The sequence below is a fragment of the Pseudomonas sp. AN-B15 genome (assembly GCF_019056475.1).
Classification (GTDB): domain Bacteria; phylum Pseudomonadota; class Gammaproteobacteria; order Pseudomonadales; family Pseudomonadaceae; genus Aquipseudomonas; species Aquipseudomonas parakoreensis.
The window spans coordinates 116,319-132,609 of the sequence record NZ_CP049737.1; the positions used below are offsets into that span (position 1 = coordinate 116,319).

20 protein-coding genes are annotated in these 16,291 nt (G+C 60.8%); 10 read left to right on the forward strand and 10 right to left on the reverse strand.

Annotated features, from left to right (window positions below; all coding sequences use genetic code 11):
- Positions 1-8: 8 nt before the first annotated feature.
- On the reverse strand, positions 9-1,793 hold the full coding sequence (locus GTQ41_RS00560) for a GMC family oxidoreductase (protein WP_047297478.1): 1,785 nt from the start codon (positions 1,791-1,793) through the stop codon (positions 9-11).
- Between the two features lie 2 nt (positions 1,794-1,795).
- Entirely contained in the window at positions 1,796-2,542 is a 747-nt protein-coding gene (locus GTQ41_RS00565) for a gluconate 2-dehydrogenase subunit 3 family protein (RefSeq protein WP_047297479.1), read from the reverse strand.
- Between the two features lie 306 nt (positions 2,543-2,848).
- Here GTQ41_RS00565 and GTQ41_RS00570 point away from each other — a divergent pair, with 306 nt between their 5' ends.
- The gene (locus GTQ41_RS00570) at positions 2,849-3,493 is read left to right on the forward strand and encodes a dual specificity protein phosphatase family protein (protein ID WP_047297512.1); all 645 of its coding nucleotides are present in this window, start codon (positions 2,849-2,851) and stop codon (positions 3,491-3,493) included.
- A 45-nt stretch (positions 3,494-3,538) separates the two neighbouring features.
- Here GTQ41_RS00570 and GTQ41_RS00575 read toward each other — a convergent pair whose 3' ends face one another.
- Positions 3,539-3,823, reverse strand: coding sequence for a YheV family putative zinc ribbon protein (locus GTQ41_RS00575; RefSeq protein WP_007962808.1), 285 nt, complete (start codon positions 3,821-3,823; stop codon positions 3,539-3,541).
- Positions 3,820-5,871 (reverse strand): oligopeptidase A, encoded by a 2,052-nt coding sequence (gene prlC, locus GTQ41_RS00580; protein WP_047297513.1) that lies wholly within the window; start codon positions 5,869-5,871, stop codon positions 3,820-3,822. The genes GTQ41_RS00575 and prlC overlap by 4 nt, the downstream gene beginning before the upstream one ends.
- Before the next feature lie 89 nt (positions 5,872-5,960).
- Between prlC and GTQ41_RS00585 the strand changes: the two genes are divergently transcribed.
- A complete protein-coding gene (locus GTQ41_RS00585; protein ID WP_047297480.1) occupies positions 5,961-6,506 on the forward strand; it encodes a gamma carbonic anhydrase family protein in 546 nt (181 codons plus the stop codon).
- A gap of 28 nt (positions 6,507-6,534) precedes the next feature.
- Entirely contained in the window at positions 6,535-7,185 is a 651-nt protein-coding gene (locus tag GTQ41_RS00590) for an HAD family hydrolase (RefSeq protein ID WP_047297481.1), read from the forward strand.
- Between the two features lie 54 nt (positions 7,186-7,239).
- Here the strand turns inward: GTQ41_RS00590 and GTQ41_RS00595 are convergent, their stop codons facing one another.
- Positions 7,240-8,316: an aminopeptidase gene (locus tag GTQ41_RS00595; protein WP_047297482.1), complete on the reverse strand. Its 1,077-nt coding sequence runs from the start codon at positions 8,314-8,316 to the stop codon at positions 7,240-7,242.
- Between the two features lie 58 nt (positions 8,317-8,374).
- On the opposite strand from GTQ41_RS00595, the gene GTQ41_RS00600 reads away from it, so the two are divergent.
- Positions 8,375-8,797, forward strand: coding sequence for a hypothetical protein (locus GTQ41_RS00600; protein ID WP_047297483.1), 423 nt, complete (start codon positions 8,375-8,377; stop codon positions 8,795-8,797).
- A gap of 40 nt (positions 8,798-8,837) precedes the next feature.
- A complete protein-coding gene (locus GTQ41_RS00605; RefSeq protein WP_047297484.1) occupies positions 8,838-9,257 on the forward strand; it encodes a lipoprotein in 420 nt (139 codons plus the stop codon).
- A 6-nt stretch (positions 9,258-9,263) separates the two neighbouring features.
- Here the strand turns inward: GTQ41_RS00605 and GTQ41_RS00610 are convergent, their stop codons facing one another.
- Both GTQ41_RS00610 and GTQ41_RS00615 read right to left on the reverse strand, forming a co-directional pair.
- Positions 9,264-9,503: a DUF1161 domain-containing protein gene (locus tag GTQ41_RS00610; RefSeq protein WP_047297485.1), complete on the reverse strand. Its 240-nt coding sequence runs from the start codon at positions 9,501-9,503 to the stop codon at positions 9,264-9,266.
- A gap of 242 nt (positions 9,504-9,745) precedes the next feature.
- Positions 9,746-10,177 carry an OsmC family protein gene (locus GTQ41_RS00615; protein WP_047297486.1) on the reverse strand — a complete coding sequence of 144 codons (432 nt, stop codon included), beginning with the start codon at positions 10,175-10,177 and terminating at the stop codon, positions 9,746-9,748.
- A 240-nt stretch (positions 10,178-10,417) separates the two neighbouring features.
- Here GTQ41_RS00615 and GTQ41_RS00620 point away from each other — a divergent pair, with 240 nt between their 5' ends.
- On the forward strand, positions 10,418-11,419 hold the full coding sequence (locus GTQ41_RS00620; RefSeq protein ID WP_047297487.1) for an LLM class flavin-dependent oxidoreductase: 1,002 nt from the start codon (positions 10,418-10,420) through the stop codon (positions 11,417-11,419).
- Positions 11,420-11,585: 166 nt separating this feature from the next.
- Here GTQ41_RS00620 and GTQ41_RS00625 read toward each other — a convergent pair whose 3' ends face one another.
- Positions 11,586-11,810: a DUF1161 domain-containing protein gene (locus GTQ41_RS00625; RefSeq protein ID WP_047297488.1), complete on the reverse strand. Its 225-nt coding sequence runs from the start codon at positions 11,808-11,810 to the stop codon at positions 11,586-11,588.
- Between the two features lie 124 nt (positions 11,811-11,934).
- Complete coding sequence (locus GTQ41_RS00630) at positions 11,935-12,150, reverse strand: dodecin (protein WP_027610201.1); 216 nt, start codon at positions 12,148-12,150, stop codon at positions 11,935-11,937.
- Positions 12,151-12,307: 157 nt separating this feature from the next.
- Between GTQ41_RS00630 and GTQ41_RS00635 the strand changes: the two genes are divergently transcribed.
- The gene (locus GTQ41_RS00635) at positions 12,308-12,634 is read left to right on the forward strand and encodes a YqjD family protein (RefSeq protein ID WP_003220391.1); all 327 of its coding nucleotides are present in this window, start codon (positions 12,308-12,310) and stop codon (positions 12,632-12,634) included.
- On the opposite strand, the gene GTQ41_RS00640 is transcribed toward GTQ41_RS00635, so the two are convergent.
- Positions 12,607-13,524, reverse strand: a complete 918-nt coding sequence (locus tag GTQ41_RS00640) for a LysR family transcriptional regulator (RefSeq protein WP_047297489.1) — start codon at positions 13,522-13,524, stop codon at positions 12,607-12,609. The genes GTQ41_RS00635 and GTQ41_RS00640 overlap by 28 nt on opposite strands.
- Before the next feature lie 113 nt (positions 13,525-13,637).
- Here GTQ41_RS00640 and trpB point away from each other — a divergent pair, with 113 nt between their 5' ends.
- From trpB to GTQ41_RS00655, 3 genes are all read left to right on the forward strand, one after another.
- On the forward strand, positions 13,638-14,870 hold the full coding sequence (trpB, locus tag GTQ41_RS00645) for a tryptophan synthase subunit beta (protein ID WP_041074734.1): 1,233 nt from the start codon (positions 13,638-13,640) through the stop codon (positions 14,868-14,870).
- Positions 14,870-15,682: a tryptophan synthase subunit alpha gene (gene trpA, locus GTQ41_RS00650; protein WP_047297490.1), complete on the forward strand. Its 813-nt coding sequence runs from the start codon at positions 14,870-14,872 to the stop codon at positions 15,680-15,682. The genes trpB and trpA overlap by 1 nt, the downstream gene beginning before the upstream one ends.
- A 123-nt stretch (positions 15,683-15,805) precedes the next feature.
- On the forward strand, positions 15,806-16,246 hold the full coding sequence (locus GTQ41_RS00655) for an anti-virulence regulator CigR family protein (RefSeq protein ID WP_047297491.1): 441 nt from the start codon (positions 15,806-15,808) through the stop codon (positions 16,244-16,246).
- The last annotated feature ends 45 nt before the right edge of the window (positions 16,247-16,291 follow it).

Genomic DNA, 16,291 nt, shown 5'->3' on the forward strand with positions numbered 1-16,291 from the left:
ATCGCTCCTTAAGCCTGAACCAGCGGGCCGGGGTTTTTCAGGTACTGCTCGCGGATCGCCTTGGCCGACCAGTAGGTCAACGCCGCCACCAATCCGGTCGGGTTGTAACCCAGTCCTTGCGGGAACGCCGACGCGCCTGGCACAAACACGTTGTGCACGTCCCAGCTCTGCAGGTAACGGTTCAGGGCGCTCTTTTTCGGATCGGTGCCCATGATTGCGCCACCGTTGAGGTGGGTGGTCTGGTAGGCCGCAGTGTTGAAATGATCACCGACCTGCTTGCCGATCACCGCAATGGCTTTCGGGCCCATGGCTTGGGCGACCTTGCCCATTTTCTCGACCATGAAGCGGTTCATCTTGATGTCGTTTTCCTGCCAGTCGAAGGTCATCCGCAGCAGCGGCAAACCGTAGGCATCGCGGTACACCGGATCCAGATCGAGGTAGTTGCCTCTGTAGGACTGGTGCGCGCCGTGGGCGTCCATCGATACCTGGTGGGTGTAGTAATCGGCGGTCGCGCGTTTCCACTGGCTGCCCCAGGCCGGCGTGCCGGGCGGGTTCGAGGTGCCGGCAATCGGCCGGCTGCCAGCCTGGTTGACCCACATTGGCGAGCCGCCGACGAAGCCATGCGGGCCGTGGTCGAAGTTGTCGGCGTTGAAATCATCCAGCGCCACACCGTTGCCGCCGGCACCGATGAAGTTGTTGGTGTGGGTGTCCTTGTCGAAGAACGCCTTGATGGTCGCCATGTTCTGGTAGGCGAAGTTACGCCCGACCACGCCTTCGCCGCTGATCGGGTCGTACGGTTTGCCGATGCCCGAGAGCAGCATCAGGCGCACGTTATGCAGCTGGAAGGCGCCGAGGATCACCAGATCCGCCGGCTGCTCGATCTCGCGGCCCTGGCCATCGATGTAAGTCACGCCGGTGGCCTTGGACTTGGTGCTGTCGAGATTGACCCGCAGCACATGCGAGTTGGGCCGCAGTTCGAAATTCGGCAGCGACTTGAGCGCCGGCAGAATGTTCACGTTCGGCGACGCTTTGGAATACATGTAGCACACGTAGCCGCTGCAGAATCCGCAGAAATTGCACGGGCCCATCTGTGCGCCGTAGGGATTGGTGTATGGGCCTGAAGTATTCGCCGATGGCAGGTTGTAGGGTTTGTAACCGACCTCTGTCGCCGCTTTGCCGAACAGTTGTGCGGAAACGGTGTTTTTCTGCGCTTCCAGCGGGAACGGATTGGAGCGATCCGGTGCGTAAGGGTTGCCGCCCTTGCCCTGTCCGACCAGTTGACCTTTCACGGTCCAGGCCTGGCCCGAGGTGCCGAAGACTTTCTCGGCGAAATCGAAAAACGGTTCCAGCTCTTCATAGCTGACGCCGAAGTCCTGAATGGTCATGTCCTTGGGGATGAAGCGTTTGCCGTAGCGTTCTTCGTAATGGCTGCGCATACGCAGTTCGATCGGATCGACGCGAAAATGCACGCCCGACCAGTGCAAACCGGCGCCGCCGACGCCATTACCCGGCAGGAACGCGCCCAACTGGCGGTTCGGCAGGGCGATATCGTTGACGCTATGGCGGATGGTGACGGTTTCTTTCGAGATGTCCTGAAAGAGTTTTTTGCGCACGCTGTAGGTGAGTTCGTCGATCACCTGTGGATAGTTGCCGTCAGGGTAGGTGTCCTGCATCGGCCCGCGCTCCAGCGCCAGCACGTTGAGTCCGGCTTCGGTCAGCTCCTTGGCCATGATCGCGCCAGTCCAGCCAAAACCGACGATCACCGCGTCGACCTTCTTCATTACGGTTGCCATGCTCAAGCCCTCTCGCCGCGAATCGATACTGCCGGGAAGGGGTACTGCTCGTTGCGTTCCACCCAATCCATGAAATCGGCGCGGGCGCCGGGGAAGCCAATCATGGTCCAGCCGACCATGCCTTTATTGCCGCCGTGGATCGGGTCGCAGAAGAACCCTTCCTTGGTGTTTTGCAGCAACAGGCTGAAGAAAATCTTCGCCGGAACCGCATCGAACTGCGGTTTGCCCGATTCGAGTTGCTTGAGCAAATCGTCTCGGGTAGCGCTGTCTTGCTCGGCAAATGTTTTACCGTTGAGGGATTTTGCCCACTGATCCGTGGCAGCGATGCCCAGGCGATAGATCTCTTTGGGCACCAGTTTGCTCTGCCAGCCCATCTCCGGCGCAGCGTCGGCGTTGAACGGACCCTGCATGTACCACAGGGCGCCGGCGGCGTACGGGGTGTTCATCTGGCGGTCGATGTATTCCGGCACGCCGGCTTCCAGGGCACCCGGGCCTTGCTCGTCATTGGGGATCAATTGCGCCACGGCGGCGTTGATGAAGGCCCATTCCTCGGCGGTGAAATAGCTCGGCTGATAAGCGCTGGCGTCAGCCTTGGCCGGGGTTGCTGCGGGCGCCGTCGGAGTGGCTTCAGGGGCAGCTTGCAACACGCTGCTGCCCAAGCCGGTGCCGGCGAGGGTAACCACGGGAATCAGTGTCAGGGATTTGCGCAAAAACTCACGCCGCGGGTTGTCTCGATCTGCATCAGACATGGGGTGCACCTCATCAGGCATTGATGGTTGTCCGTTTCTGCGAACGGCTTGAGCATTTTTTCGTCGCAGCGCGCGGCCCGTTTGACCGGGAAAAGGGGGACGCCTGCAACATCGTGTGACAAATGGTAGCAGGCTAATCATCGGGATGAACCGATTCAGTGGGAAAAAGCCTCGGTTTTTTACCCGGCACTCAATGAAATCGCCCGGATTCACAATTCTTTGACAAGAGCCTCACAGGGCTTTGACCGTCAGACGTGGAAGCTGCGAGGCCTTTCATTGATGAATTCCGATTACGGTCAGCCCAGCATGTCTCGAGTGCGTCTTTTTCCTGTTTTGTGTTTGTCGCTTGTCGCTCTGCTGCACTTGATGCCGGCCCAGGCTGATGCCGCTGTCACATCGCGCCCGCCGGAGTGGGCGCAACCGGTGGAAGTGCAGTACAACCTGTTCCAGATGTCGCCAACGCTGTACCGCAGTGCCTTGCCGGATGGCGGCGCGGTGCCGTTGCTGAAAAATCTCAAAGTGGCGACGGTGATCAACTTCCTGCCGGAAGCCGACAGCAATTGGCTGTCCGAGCCGGGCATCAATCAAGTGCAACTGCCTTATCGCACCAACCACGTCGATGACGCCGATGTGCTCAAGACGCTGCGCGCGATTCAGGCTGCCGAAGCCAACGGCCCGGTGCTGATGCACTGCAAACACGGTTCCGACCGCACCGGCCTGATGGCGGCGATGTACCGAATCGTGGTGCAGGGCTGGAGCAAGGAAGACGCGCTGAATGAAATGACGCAGGGCGGTTTTGGTGAAAGCGGCCATTTCAAGGATGGCGTGCGCTACGTGATGCAGGCCGATGTCGACAAACTGCGCACCGCGCTGGCCAACGGCGACTGCAGCACCAGTGCCTTTGCCACTTGCTCGATGAAGAGCTGGTTCCAGTCAGTCAACCTCAAGTAAGCCGCACCCTCCACGGCATTGCACCGTGGAGGGTTATTTGCCGGCTCAGTCTTCGGACTTTTTCTTCAGCTTCGGATTCGGAAAGAACTGCACGGCCTGGACCGTCTTGTCCGGCGCCGGCTTGAGCGCGCTGGTATTGACCCGCGTGCCCAGTTCCTTGGGAACCGACAGCCCTTGCTCGTTCAGCGTATCCGAGTAACCGCAGGCCACGCACTCGCGGTGCGGCACGCTGTCCTCGTTCCACATCATCAGTTTGTCCGGCTCGCTGCACGCCGGGCAGACAGCCCCGGCGATAAAGCGCTTCTTGGTAATCACAGGTGCCTCACTCATGCTGCTGCGTCCTCACTCAGGCCGCTATGGCGCAAGAGTGCGTCAATCGATGGCTCACGGCCACGGAAGTCGACGAACAGCACCATCGGGGCCTGCGAACCGCCACGCGCCAGAATCGCTTCGCGGAAGGCGCGACCGGTGTCGGCGTTGAGCACGCCATCCTCTTCGAATTTGGAGAAGGCATCCGCCGACAGCACTTCCGCCCACTTGTAGCTGTAATAGCCGGCCGCGTAACCGCCGGCGAAGATGTGCGCGAAGCTGTTGGGGAAGCGGTTGTACGCCGGTGGACGCATCACCGACACCTCGTCGCGCACGCCTTCCAGCACTTGCGCCACGCTGCGGCCGTCACCATGGGTAGCGTGCAGTTCGAAGTCGAACAGCGAGAATTCCAGCTGCCGCACCATCATCAGGCCGGACTGGAAGTTCTTCGCTGCGAGCATTTTCTCCAGCAGGTCTTGCGGCAGCGGCTCGCCGGTTTCGTAGTGACCGGAAATCAGCGCCAGGCCTTCCGGTTCCCAGCACCAGTTTTCCATGAACTGGCTCGGCAGCTCGACCGCATCCCACGCCACGCCGTTGATCCCGGAAACACCGGCGTGATCAACTCGGGTCAGCAGGTGATGCAGGCCGTGGCCGAATTCGTGGAACAGGGTGGTCACTTCATCGTGGGTCAGCAGCGCAGGCTTGCCGCTGTCGGCCGGGGTGAAGTTGCACACCAGGTTGGCCACCGGGCTTTGCAGCACGCCGTCGACGGTGCGGCGACGGTCGCGGGCGCCGTCCATCCACGCGCCGCCACGCTTGTTGGCGCGGGCGTAGAGGTCGAAGAAGAAGCGCCCGACGTGCTGGCCGTTTTCCTTGATTTCGAACAGGCGAACATCCGGGTGCCAAGTGTCGAAGCCTTTCAGCTCGGCGATCTCGATGCCGTACAGACGCTGAACGATGGCGAACAGGCCGCCGAGGACTTTGTCGATCGGGAAGTAGGCGCGCAGGGTTTCCTGAGCGACGCTGTAGCGCTGCTCGCGGAGTTTTTCCCCGTAGAAACCGCTGTCCCAGCTCTGCAGATCGGCGCAGCCCTGTTCGGCGGCGAAGGCGCGCAGCTGCTGCAGATCCTGCGCGGCAAACGGTTTGCTGCGCTTGGCCAGGTCGCGCAGGAAGCTCAGCACCTGATCGCTGGACTCGGCCATTTTCGTGGCCAGGCTCAGCTCGGAGAAGCTGGCGAAGCCCAAGAGTTTTGCCAGTTCCTGACGCAGGTCGAGGATCTCTTCCATCACCGGGCCGTTGTCGTTCTGCCCGGCGTTCGGGCCTTGATCCGACGCACGGGTGCAGTAGGCAGCGTAGACTTCTTCCCGCAGGGCACGATCCTGGGCGTAGGTCATCACCGCGTAGTAGCTCGGGAACTCCAGGGTGATCAGCCAGCCATCAAGGCCTTTGGCCTGGGCGGCAGCGGCCATTTGCGCCTTGGCCGAGTCGGTCAGGCCGGCGAGGGCGGCTTCGTCGGTGATGTGCTTGGTCCAGGCTTGCGTGGCGTCGAGCAACTGGTTGGAGAAGCGACTGCCCAGCTCGGACAGTTTGCTCTGCACTTCGGCGTAACGCTTCTGTTCGGCTTCCGGCAGGTCGATACCCGACAAACGGAAATCGCGCAGGGCGTGTTCAAGAATGGTTTTTTGCGCCACGTCGAAATTGGCCGCCTCCGGGCTGTTGGCCAGCGCTTCATAAGCCTGGAACAGCTCGCGGTTCTGACCCATTTCGGTGGAGTAGGCGCTCAGGGCCGGCAGGCACGACTCGTAGGCCTCGCGCAGTTCAGCGCTGTTGCACACGGCGTTGAGGTGGCTGACCGGGCTCCACGCAGCGCCGAGGCGATCATTGAGTTCGTCCATCGCCAATACCAGGCCGGCCCAGGTCGGGTTCTCGACTTGAGTCTTGAGGATTTCGGCGATGGCGGCGCGGTTGTCGGCCAGGATCGTTTCAATGGCTGGCAGCACGTGTTCGGCACGGATCGTGGAGAACGGCGGCAGGTCGTAGGACTGCAGAAGAGGGTTGTTCACGCTCACGGTTGGCACCTTGGCTGGGAGAAACATGCGCCCATCTTAATTACAATCGGCACTCACCGCAGCTATCGGCGACAGAGAGAGAAATTATCGTGTCCGTTCGCAAGTACCAGAATCACACCCCGCAGCTCGGTAAAGGCGCGTTTGTCGACGCCTGCGCGGTGGTGATCGGCGACGTCGAAATCGGCGAAGACAGCTCCGTGTGGCCGCTGACCGTGATCCGTGGCGACATGCACCGCATCCGCATCGGTGCGCGCACCAGCGTGCAGGACGGCTGCGTGCTGCACATCACCCACGCCGGGCCGTTCAACCCGGACGGTTTCCCGCTGCTGATCGGCGATGACGTGACCATCGCTCACAAGGTCATGCTGCATGGCTGCAGCGTCGGCAGTCGCGTGTTGATCGGCATGGGCAGCATTGTCATGGACGGCGCGCAGGTCGAGGACGACGTGATCATCGGCGCCGGCAGCCTGGTACCACCGGGCAAGCACCTGGAAAGCGGCTTCCTGTACGTGGGCAGCCCGGTGAAACAGGTCCGTCCGTTGACCGACAAGGAACGCGCCTTCTTCACCTACAGCGCGGCGAACTACGTGAAGCTCAAGGACCTGCATCTGGCCGAAGGCTACGACCGGCCCTGAATCGACCTACACCTGCTCAGGATTTCTCATGCATTATCAGACTGTACTGTTCGACCTCGATGGCACCCTGACCGACCCGCGAGAGGGCATCACCCGATCCATCCAGTTCGCTTTGAGCAAGCTCGGCATCGACGAGCCGGACCTGAGCAAACTTGAACACTTCATCGGCCCGCCGCTGTTGCAGGCGTTCATGCAGTTCTATGGCTTCGACGAGGCCAAGGCCTGGGAGGCGGTGAATTTCTACCGCGAGCGCTTCAAGGTCACCGGCCTGTACGAGAACCGTGTGTTCGACGGCGTCACGCCGCTGCTGGAAACCCTGAGCGGCCAAGGGCGACAGCTGTATATCGCGACGTCCAAACCGTGGGAGTTCGCCCGGGAAATCGCCCGGCACTTCGACTTCGCCAAACACTTCAAGGTGATCTACGGCAGTGAGCTGGATGGCACGCGGACCAACAAGGTCGAGCTGATTGCGCACCTGATCGCTGAGGAAGGGCTGGATCCGCGCAACACGCTGATGATCGGCGATCGCAAGCATGATCTGATCGGCGCGCGCAGCAACGGCGTGGACGCGGCGGCGGTGGGGTATGGGTTTGGCAGTTTTGAAGAGTTGAGTGCCGAGGCGCCGGCTTATCACTTTGAGACGTTGGCCGAGTTGCATCAGGCGTTTTTGCGGCGTTGATCATAGCGCCATCGCTGGCAAGCCAGCGATGAGGCCGGATCAGCCGACATCAGTTCAAGATCCGGCCAAAGTTTTCAAGGCCGCTTTACGCTCCGCGACAGGTAACCCGCCTAGCTTCTCGACCTCAACATAAAACCGCACCCAATCCCCGCCAACCTGCCTGAACAGCGCCGCAAACGCCGGCACCCACTGGTCATACAGCCCAAACGGCAACAACCGCGCATTGTTCAGCGGCAGATTCACCCAAGCGTCATAACGCTTGTCCCCAGCCCACTGGTTGTCGCGCATGACCCGGTAATCGCGGCGAAACTGCTCGAACGTCGCCGCTTTGCGTTCGCGCATCTGCTCGGCCGGTAGCGGCTGAGCGTAGAGCTTTTCCAGGCGTGAGCGTGTTTCCAGCACCAGCTCAATGAACTGATCACGCTGCTTTAGCCGCGAGTCGGTATCCGCAGGCAGGCCACGAAACGCCCGCCACTGGCGGGTGCCTTCCTGCTCGACAAACGTGGCAAAGGACTCGTTGAACTCGGTGTCGTCCTTCACGTAGAAGCGCTGATGCGCCAGTTCGTGAAAGATCAGCGTGGCCAGGCGCTCATCGCCCCAGCCCATCATCGAATTGAGGATCGGGTCATTGAACCAGCCGAGGGTCGAATAGGCCTCGACGCCGCCAATCGACACATCCATGCCTTGCAGACGCTGGATCGCCGCTTCGCCGCGCGCGGCGCTCTGGCTGTAGTAGCCGCGATAGGCCACGCATCCGGCGATCGGGAAGCAATGGTTCTGCGGCTTCAGGGAAAACTCCGGGGTGGCGAACACGTTCCACACCACATAGGGCCGGCCAATGTCGGCGTACAGCCGATAGCTCTGGTTGTCCGGCAGGTGCAGGTGTTCGCTGGCAAAGCTCCGGGCCTTCTGTGACTGGCTCAGGTGCGTGCGCAGCTTGGCGTCGCGGCTCGGGTCGGCGATCACCTTGGCCACTGGCTCGCGCGCGCGCAGCAACTGCAATTGGCCGCTCGCCAACTGGCTGTAATAGCTGACGCTGGAACAACCGTTGAGCAACAAAAACATCACACCCGGAAACAAAATCCGAAAAACGCGATCAAGTAACCCATGGCTTGGAAGCGGCCTGCTCAAAATAAAAATCCTTTGGAAAGTCTGCCCGCAAGACTATCCCGCCATTTGGAGCTTCGCTATGCGCATGTTGTTGCTGACAGGAGGCCTGCTGACGCTGGCCGGATGTGCCGGATTCGGAATGCCCGACCCTGACCCCTCGCAAGCCTGGATCGATCTCGATGCCCGTCAACAGGACACCGCGCTGCAAGCGCTGCAGGTCGATAGCCGGGCCACGGTCGACAAACGTTATTTCGAAGTGCAGCCCGGCAGCCACGAATTGAAGGTGCGCTACCAATTCCCGGTCGAAGCCACCAACATCGGCCCCGACGCCGAGCCTCTGTGGCGCGACTGCCAGTTGAAGCTGACATTCAAGGAATTCAACGCCGGACAGCGTTATCAATTGCAAGCTGGCAGCATCGGCTTCCGGCCATGGGCGAAGCTCTATGACGAGCAGCGCAACGTGGTCGGCCAAGGCACGCCGGCAGGCTGTCAGCGCACGTGATCAGCGCTATGCTGGAGGTCTGAATCCTTGGACATCCATCATGCGCAAGTTGATGTTGTTGCTCGCAGTCGGCGCTATCGCCGGCTGCCAGACGCCACTGCCACCGGTCGATCCGCAAATGGCCTGGGTCGACTTCTCAACCCCGACCCCGGGCGGCAAATTGCTGATGGCCGAGCGCCTGGACAATCAACGGCTGACCGATGGGCGTTTCTTTCAGGTCACGCCTGGTAGCCACGAGCTGCGTGTGCGGTTTGACTTCGAGGTGTTTGGAGGCGGCGGTGCGCTAATGACTGGCCCGGTCGAGCGCCTGTGCTACCTGTACATCCGCTACGACCATTTCGAAGCCGGCCAGCGTTATCTGCTGGAAGGTCGTTCGCTAGGGTTCACCCCGAGTGCCCGACTGTACAACGCCAAACGCGAAATCGTCGCCGAGGATCGCGACTACAACTGCATTAACTGAGACGACTCAGCTGTCGTTCTTCTGATAGATGATCGCCTTGCTGCCGTTCTCACATGAACCGACCACCATGGCGATGTCATGTTTTGCGGCTTCTTCCTTGCTGACGATTTCCAGTGTGTAGGACGGCACTGCTTTAGCCTGAATCTTTATTTCGATCTCTTTCCTGAGTTCTTCGCAGTCTTTCGGTGCCGCAAAAACCGAAGTGGCCAGTGCACTGCAGAGGATCGCCAAGCCAATACGTTTCATATCCTGAAGCTCCATGGGGCAGCGCGCACGGGCGTGCGCTGAAGCTGCTGTCACTTATTCGACCATATTCTTGCAGCGCAGGTTCTGATGTCGCTCACATCTTCAGCAATTGCGGTGCTATTCAAATCGCCTTCGCGGGCAAGCCCGCTCCCACAGGTTAGGGGCCGACCCAAATCCTGTGGGAGCGGGCTTGCCCGCGAAGGCGTCTGTGCCAGCAACGCCTTTGTCGAAGACTGCGCAAATCAGCTGACCAGCGAAGCCTCAAGGGTAATCTTCGCATTCAATACCTTGGATACCGGGCACCCTTCCTTGGCCTTGGTGCTCAGTTCTTCAAACTGCGCCTGAGTAGCGCCCGGGATTTTCGCCTTGAGAATCAGTTTGATTGCAGTGATGGCAAAGCCGCCATCCACTTGGTCCAGTGTGACCTCTGCCTGAGTATCGATGCTTTCGGCCTTCAGGCCCGCATCACCGAGAATCATTGAAAACGCCATGGAAAAACAGCCGGCATGGGCGGCGCCGATCAGTTCTTCCGGGTTCGTACCTTTGCCGCCCTCGAAGCGGGCCTTGAAGCCGTAAGGCGCTTCTCTGAGGACGCCGGTCTCGGTAGAGATCGAGCCGATGCCGGTTTTCAGATCGCCTGCCCAATGTGCGGATGCTTTCTTCACGATAGCCATGTCTGCCTCCTCAAGAACTGGCGCGGAACGCCGCGCCGTCGTGGTTTTTGCTTGCAAGGCTTCTGAGGATAGACGCCGGGACAAAGTTCAGCTCAGGTGAATCGTTGACTTTTTTAGTAGGATTTTTCCCTCAGCTATTGAAACTCGGGTATATGCCCTCATTGCACAGAACACGCTTATGAATTCGGCAGGTTTTCGTTCGCAAGAAAAAACCTGCACCCCACTCGGAGACGCAGGTTTATGAAGCAACTGTCCGACGTAAAGTTTTCCACCCTCGATCTGGTGCCGGTGCGCGAGAACGGTAGCCCGGCGCAATCGCTGCGCAACTCGCTGGACCTGGCGCAGCACGTCGAGAAATTCGGCTACACCCGCTTCTGGGTGGCCGAGCACCACAACATGGACGGCATCGCCAGCTCCGCCACCTCGGTGCTGTTGGGATATCTGGCCGGGGGGACTTCGACGATTCGCGTCGGCTCTGGCGGAGTAATGCTGCCCAACCACGCACCGCTGGTGATCGCCGAGCAGTTCGGCACTCTTGAAAGCCTCTATCCGGGACGCATCGACCTGGGGCTGGGCCGCGCGCCCGGCTCCGATCAGATGACGGCCCGCGCTCTGCGCCGCGAACGCTCCGGCAGTGCCGACGATTTCCCGGAAGACGTTGCCGAGCTGGCGCGTTTCCTCGGCCCGCGTACCCCGGACCAACGGGTAATCGCCATGCCCGGCACCGGTACCAACGTGCCGATCTGGTTGCTTGGTTCCAGCCTGTTCAGCGCGCAACTGGCCGGTGAACGCGGGTTGCCCTACGCCTTCGCCTCGCACTTCGCCCCGCGCTTCATGCATGAGGCGATTCGCGTCTATCGCAACCACTTCAAACCGTCGGCGGTGCTCGACAAGCCGTACGTGATGCTCGGGGTGCCGCTGGTGGCGGCGGATACCGATGAGCAGGCCGATTATCTGGCGACCTCGGTGTACCAGCGAATCCTCGCGCTGATGCGTGGGCAGAGTCTGGTGCAACGTCCACCGGTGAAAACCATGGACGGCCTGTGGCTGCCCCATGAGCGCGAGGCGGTGGGGGATTTCCTCGGCCTGGCGATGGTCGGCAGCCCGCAGAAGATTCGCGCGAAACTGGAAGTGCTGGTCGAGCAGACCCAGGCCGACGAGCTGATTTTCACTTGCGACCTGTATGAACACGCCGATCGCCTGCATTCCTACGAACTGCTGGCGCAGGTCATGAAAGGATAAACGCGGCGCCCTGTAGGAGCTGTCGAGTGAAACGAGGCTGCGATCGTTTGATCTGATTTTTCAAAGCCACGATCAAAAGATCGCAGCGTGCCGCAGCTCCTGCATGTAAATCATCGCCCACAAAAAAGCCGACGCCTTCGCGTCGGCTTTTGCATTTCAGGCGCAATCAACCGCGTTTGTAGACGATTTCCTTGGCGCCCCCTTCACAGGTGCCGACGACTTTGCCGTCAGCGGCCGCACCCTTGTCGACGACTTCCAGCGAATACCCGGAAACGTGCTTGGCATCCAGCTTCGCCGCGATCTCGCTTTTCAACTCTTCACAAGGCTTGCCAGCAGCCAACGCGCCACCCGCAAGGCTCAACAAACCTACTGCCAATATGAACTTCTTCATCGGTCGCACTCCCTGGTCGGATTAAAAGAGGCGGGCACCGGCTATGCCGATGCGCTCACCTTGTAGCGCTTTGCCATTCCTATGGCACTCGGCCAGCGCGCAAGTTCAGAAGCGTAGCCCAAACTCAGCTGCTGGCAATGCGGAAGCCGACTTTGAGGGTTACCTGGAAATGCGCAGCCTTGCCGTCCTTGATGTGGCCACGCGTCTCGACCACTTCAAACCACTCCAGATGCTTGATGCTCTTGTTGGCTTCGGCCAGCGCGTTGTTGATGGCGTCTTCGATGCTGCTGGTGGACGAGCCGACCAGCTCGACTTTCTTGTAGGTGTGATGGTCACTCATGGCGATCTCCTTGACGTGTGGATTTGAGACTAGCAGTGAATCTGCACTGTTGATTTCGGCGGCTCGATGCACGCGAAGTTCAGATTTTCTGCACTTTCTCAAACCGCTGAAGTCCCAACCAACACACGCCACTCATCACCAATGCAGGAGAGCCACCATGGCCAACACCTCTTTACGTAAAGCCTCGTTGCAAAGCATGGAAGCCGAGATCGAGAGTCTGCTCAAATCGTTGGAAAGCCTCAAAGACGACGCTTCGGACGAGTCGCGCAAGACGCTCAAGGCACTCAAGAGCAACGCTGAAAGCGCGCTGAAACATTCGCGCAGCCTGCTCAGCGACGCCTATGAAGAAGTCAAAGTGAAAACCCGCGAGACCGGCATCGCCACCCGCGATTACGCTCAGGAACATCCTTGGACCACTGCCGGTGTGGCCGTCGGTGCGATCGGTCTGCTGGCCGCTTACCTGCTGTTCAAGCGCGGCGAGTGATCCGTCTGGCGCAGCTCGTTCTTGAGCCACTGCGCCAGTTGCCGGGCGCGCCCGTCTGCGGCGCGCTTGGGTAGCCACAACGCCAGTTGCGCCGGGGTTTCGCAGAAGCCCCACGGTGCAACCAGGCGACCGGCCTTCAGGTCTTCGGCCACCAGCGGCTCGGGCGCGATTGCCACGCCGAGTCCGGCCACTGCGGCTTCCAGCAGATAATACAAATGCTCAAAACCTTGCCCCAACTTCAACGCCTTGGCGTCGAGGTGATTTTGCTGTGCCCAGCTCGGCCAGGCTTGCGGACGCGATGTGGTGTGCAGCAGCGGCTCGCTGAGCAAGGCTGACGCCGGCGCTGCCTGCAGGCGTTGATGACCGCTGAACAGCGGGCTCAGCACCGGGCCGATGCGTTCTGCGGCCAGTTCGTAGACCTGCATGTCTGCCGGCCATGGTGGCTCGGCGAAGAGCAGCAAGGCATCGAGACCCGGGCGCCGTGGATCGAGATCACCTTCGCCAGCCGACAGGTGCAGACGCAAGTCCGGCAGGTCGGCATTCAGCCGGCCCAGGCGTGGAATGAACCAGCGCGCCAACAGGCTTCCCGAGCAGCCAAGCACGAACGGCGCGTCAGCGGTGCTCTGCGTCAGCTCGGCACACACACTGCGCAAGCGATCAAAGGCCTCGCCGCTGGCATCGCGCAGACGAGCTCCGGCATCTGTGAGTTTCAAGCCGCGACCATCCTTGACGAACAGGCTCACGCCCAGATGCGCTTCAAGCACTTTGAGCTGCCGGCTGACTGCGCCATGAGTAACGTGCAGCTGTTCGGCCGCCTGACTGACGCTGTTCAGTCGGGCGGTGGCTTCGAATGCGCGCAAGGCGTTCAGCGGAGGAAGGTCATGGCTCATGGTATCTGTGAGTTTTCCTGACAGGTTGTGGCGATCTTATCGGTTTTCAGCCTGGAAGGTCAGGGGTAGAGTGGCGTCATTGTCTTATGACCCGAATTCACCTGGAGCACATCATGACCCAGACTTCGAACACCTCCAACCTGCGCAGCGGCCCTGACGATAACGGCCTGTTCGGCGCGTTCGGCGGCCGCTACGTGGCGGAAACCCTGATGCCGTTGATCCTCGATCTGGCCCGTGAATACGAAGCGGCCAAGGAAGATCCAGCGTTTAAAGAAGAGCTGGCCTACTTCCAGCGTGATTATGTCGGGCGTCCGAGCCCGCTGTACTTCGCCGAGCGCCTGACCGAGTTCTGCGGCGGCGCGAAGATTTACCTCAAGCGCGAAGAGCTGAACCACACCGGCGCGCATAAGATCAACAACTGCATCGGCCAGATTCTGCTGGCGCGGCGCATGGGCAAGAAACGCATCATCGCCGAGACCGGTGCCGGCATGCACGGCGTGGCGACCGCTACCGTGGCCGCACGTTTCGGTCTGGATTGCGTGATCTACATGGGCACCACGGACATCGAGCGGCAGCAGGCCAACGTGTTCCGCATGAAGCTGCTGGGCGCCGAAGTGATTCCGGTGGTGGCCGGCACCGGCACCCTGAAAGACGCAATGAACGAAGCGCTGCGTGATTGGGTGACCAACGTTGACAGCACCTTCTACCTGATCGGCACCGTGGCCGGCCCGCACCCGTACCCAGCCATGGTGCGCGACTTCCAGGCCGTGATCGGCAAGGAAACCCGCGAGCAGCTGCAAGCCCAGGAAGGTCGTCTGCCGGACAGCCTGGTGGCGTGCATTGGCGGCGGTTCCAACGCCATGGGCCTGTTCCACCCGTTCCTCGACGACCAGAGCGTCGAGATCATCGGCGTCGAAGCAGCCGGTTACGGCATCGAAACCGGCAAGCATGCGGCCAGCCTCAATGGCGGCGTGCCGGGTGTGCTGCACGGCAACCGTACCTTCCTGCTGCAGGACGACGATGGCCAGATCATCGACGCCCACTCGATTTCCGCCGGTCTCGATTATCCGGGCATTGGCCCTGAGCACGCCTGGTTGCATGACATCGGCCGCGTTCAGTACACCTCGGTCACCGACGACGAAGCCCTCGCTGCGTTCCACCAGTGCTGCCGCCTCGAAGGCATCATCCCGGCACTGGAAAGCGCTCATGCGTTGGCTGAAGTGTTCAAGCGCGCGCCGAAACTGCCGAAGGATCACCTGATGGTGGTCAACCTGTCCGGCCGTGGCGACAAAGACATGCAGACCGTCATGCATCACATGGAACAGTCCAAGCAGGAGAAACACTGATGAGCCGCCTGCAAACCCGTTTTGCCGACCTCAAGCAACAGAATCGCGCCGCGCTGGTGACCTTCGTCACCGCCGGTGATCCGGACTACGACACCTCGCTGGCGATCCTCAAAGGCCTGCCCGGCGCTGGCGCCGACGTGATCGAGCTGGGCATGCCGTTCACTGACCCGATGGCCGACGGCCCGGCGATTCAACTGGCGAACATCCGTGCCTTGGGCGCCAGGCAGAATCTGGCGAAAACCCTGCAGATGGTGCGTGAGTTCCGCGAAGGCAACAGCGACACGCCGCTGGTACTGATGGGCTACTTCAACCCGATCCACATGTATGGCGTTGAACGTTTTATCGCTGATGCCAAAGACGCTGGTGTCGATGGTCTGATCGTGGTCGACATGCCGCCAGAGCACAATAATGAACTGTGCGACCCGGCACAGGCTGCCGGTCTTGACTTCATCCGCCTGACCACCCCGACCACTGACGATGCGCGTCTGCCGAAAGTGCTCAATGGCAGCTCGGGCTTCGTCTACTACGTGTCGGTGGCCGGTGTGACCGGTGCCGGTGCCGCGACTCTGGAGCATGTCGAAGAAGCGGTGGCTCGCCTGCGTCGACACACTGATCTGCCGATCAGCATCGGCTTCGGTATCCGTACTCCTGAGCAAGCAGCGTCCATCGCCCGCCTGGCGGACGGTGTGGTGGTGGGCTCGGCACTGATCGATCACATCGCCAATGCGACCACGCCGGCCCAGGCGGTCGATGGTGTGCTGGGTCTGTGCAAGGCGCTGTCCGAAGGCGTTCGTCAGGCCCGCGTCAGCTGAAGGTAAAGTTCCTGATACAGAGGAATTACCCCCTCCCAACACAGCCTAATTGAGCAAGACCGAGGGATTCAGAACCACGTTCTGAATCCCTTTTTTGCTGTTGGTGCCGTGAGGAAAGACCCGATGAAAATGCCGAAACGTCTGATTGCCGGACTGGGCGTGCTGATGCTCAGCGCGACGCCGCTGCTGGCCAGCGCCGATCCACGCGATGATCATGACCACGGCGGCCCGCAACCGGGCCACTACGATAACCGTGGTGACGATCACCGTGGTCCGCAGAACGATCACCGTGGTGGCCCGCCACACGACTTCGGCCCGGTGCGGCAGACCATTCGCGACAACCACGGCTACTTCGTACGTGGCGCTCCGCCACCGCCGGGCATCCATCTGGAACGCGGCCGACCGTTGCCGCACGGTTACTATGGCGAGCGGCTGGACGGGCGGGCGCTGAGCCGTCTGCCGGTGTATCCGGGTTATGAGTGGCGCCGGGCCGGTGGGGACATTGTGCTGATCGCGGTGGGTACCGGGATCGTTTACGAAATTCTGGACGGTGTTTTGTACTGATTTACAGGCAGTAAAAAGATCGCAGCCTGCGGCAGCTCCTACATT

Bases quoted from the DNA above. Each gene is read 5' to 3' on its own strand.
- GTQ41_RS00560 (WP_047297478.1), bottom strand. From the start codon at position 1,793: ATGGCAACCGTAATGAAGAAGGTCGACGCGGTGATCGTCGGTTTTGGC.
- GTQ41_RS00565 (WP_047297479.1), bottom strand. From the start codon at position 2,542: ATGTCTGATGCAGATCGAGACAACCCGCGGCGTGAGTTTTTGCGCAAA.
- GTQ41_RS00570 (WP_047297512.1), top strand. From the start codon at position 2,849: ATGTCTCGAGTGCGTCTTTTTCCTGTTTTGTGTTTGTCGCTTGTCGCT.
- GTQ41_RS00575 (WP_007962808.1), bottom strand. From the start codon at position 3,823: ATGAGTGAGGCACCTGTGATTACCAAGAAGCGCTTTATCGCCGGGGCT.
- GTQ41_RS00590 (WP_047297481.1), top strand. From the start codon at position 6,535: ATGCATTATCAGACTGTACTGTTCGACCTCGATGGCACCCTGACCGAC.
- GTQ41_RS00600 (WP_047297483.1), top strand. From the start codon at position 8,375: ATGCGCATGTTGTTGCTGACAGGAGGCCTGCTGACGCTGGCCGGATGT.
- GTQ41_RS00605 (WP_047297484.1), top strand. From the start codon at position 8,838: ATGCGCAAGTTGATGTTGTTGCTCGCAGTCGGCGCTATCGCCGGCTGC.
- GTQ41_RS00610 (WP_047297485.1), bottom strand. From the start codon at position 9,503: ATGAAACGTATTGGCTTGGCGATCCTCTGCAGTGCACTGGCCACTTCG.
- GTQ41_RS00615 (WP_047297486.1), bottom strand. From the start codon at position 10,177: ATGGCTATCGTGAAGAAAGCATCCGCACATTGGGCAGGCGATCTGAAA.
- GTQ41_RS00620 (WP_047297487.1), top strand. From the start codon at position 10,418: ATGAAGCAACTGTCCGACGTAAAGTTTTCCACCCTCGATCTGGTGCCG.
- GTQ41_RS00625 (WP_047297488.1), bottom strand. From the start codon at position 11,810: ATGAAGAAGTTCATATTGGCAGTAGGTTTGTTGAGCCTTGCGGGTGGC.
- GTQ41_RS00630 (WP_027610201.1), bottom strand. From the start codon at position 12,150: ATGAGTGACCATCACACCTACAAGAAAGTCGAGCTGGTCGGCTCGTCC.
- GTQ41_RS00635 (WP_003220391.1), top strand. From the start codon at position 12,308: ATGGCCAACACCTCTTTACGTAAAGCCTCGTTGCAAAGCATGGAAGCC.
- GTQ41_RS00640 (WP_047297489.1), bottom strand. From the start codon at position 13,524: ATGAGCCATGACCTTCCTCCGCTGAACGCCTTGCGCGCATTCGAAGCC.
- trpB (WP_041074734.1), top strand. From the start codon at position 13,638: ATGACCCAGACTTCGAACACCTCCAACCTGCGCAGCGGCCCTGACGAT.
- trpA (WP_047297490.1), top strand. From the start codon at position 14,870: ATGAGCCGCCTGCAAACCCGTTTTGCCGACCTCAAGCAACAGAATCGC.
- GTQ41_RS00655 (WP_047297491.1), top strand. From the start codon at position 15,806: ATGAAAATGCCGAAACGTCTGATTGCCGGACTGGGCGTGCTGATGCTC.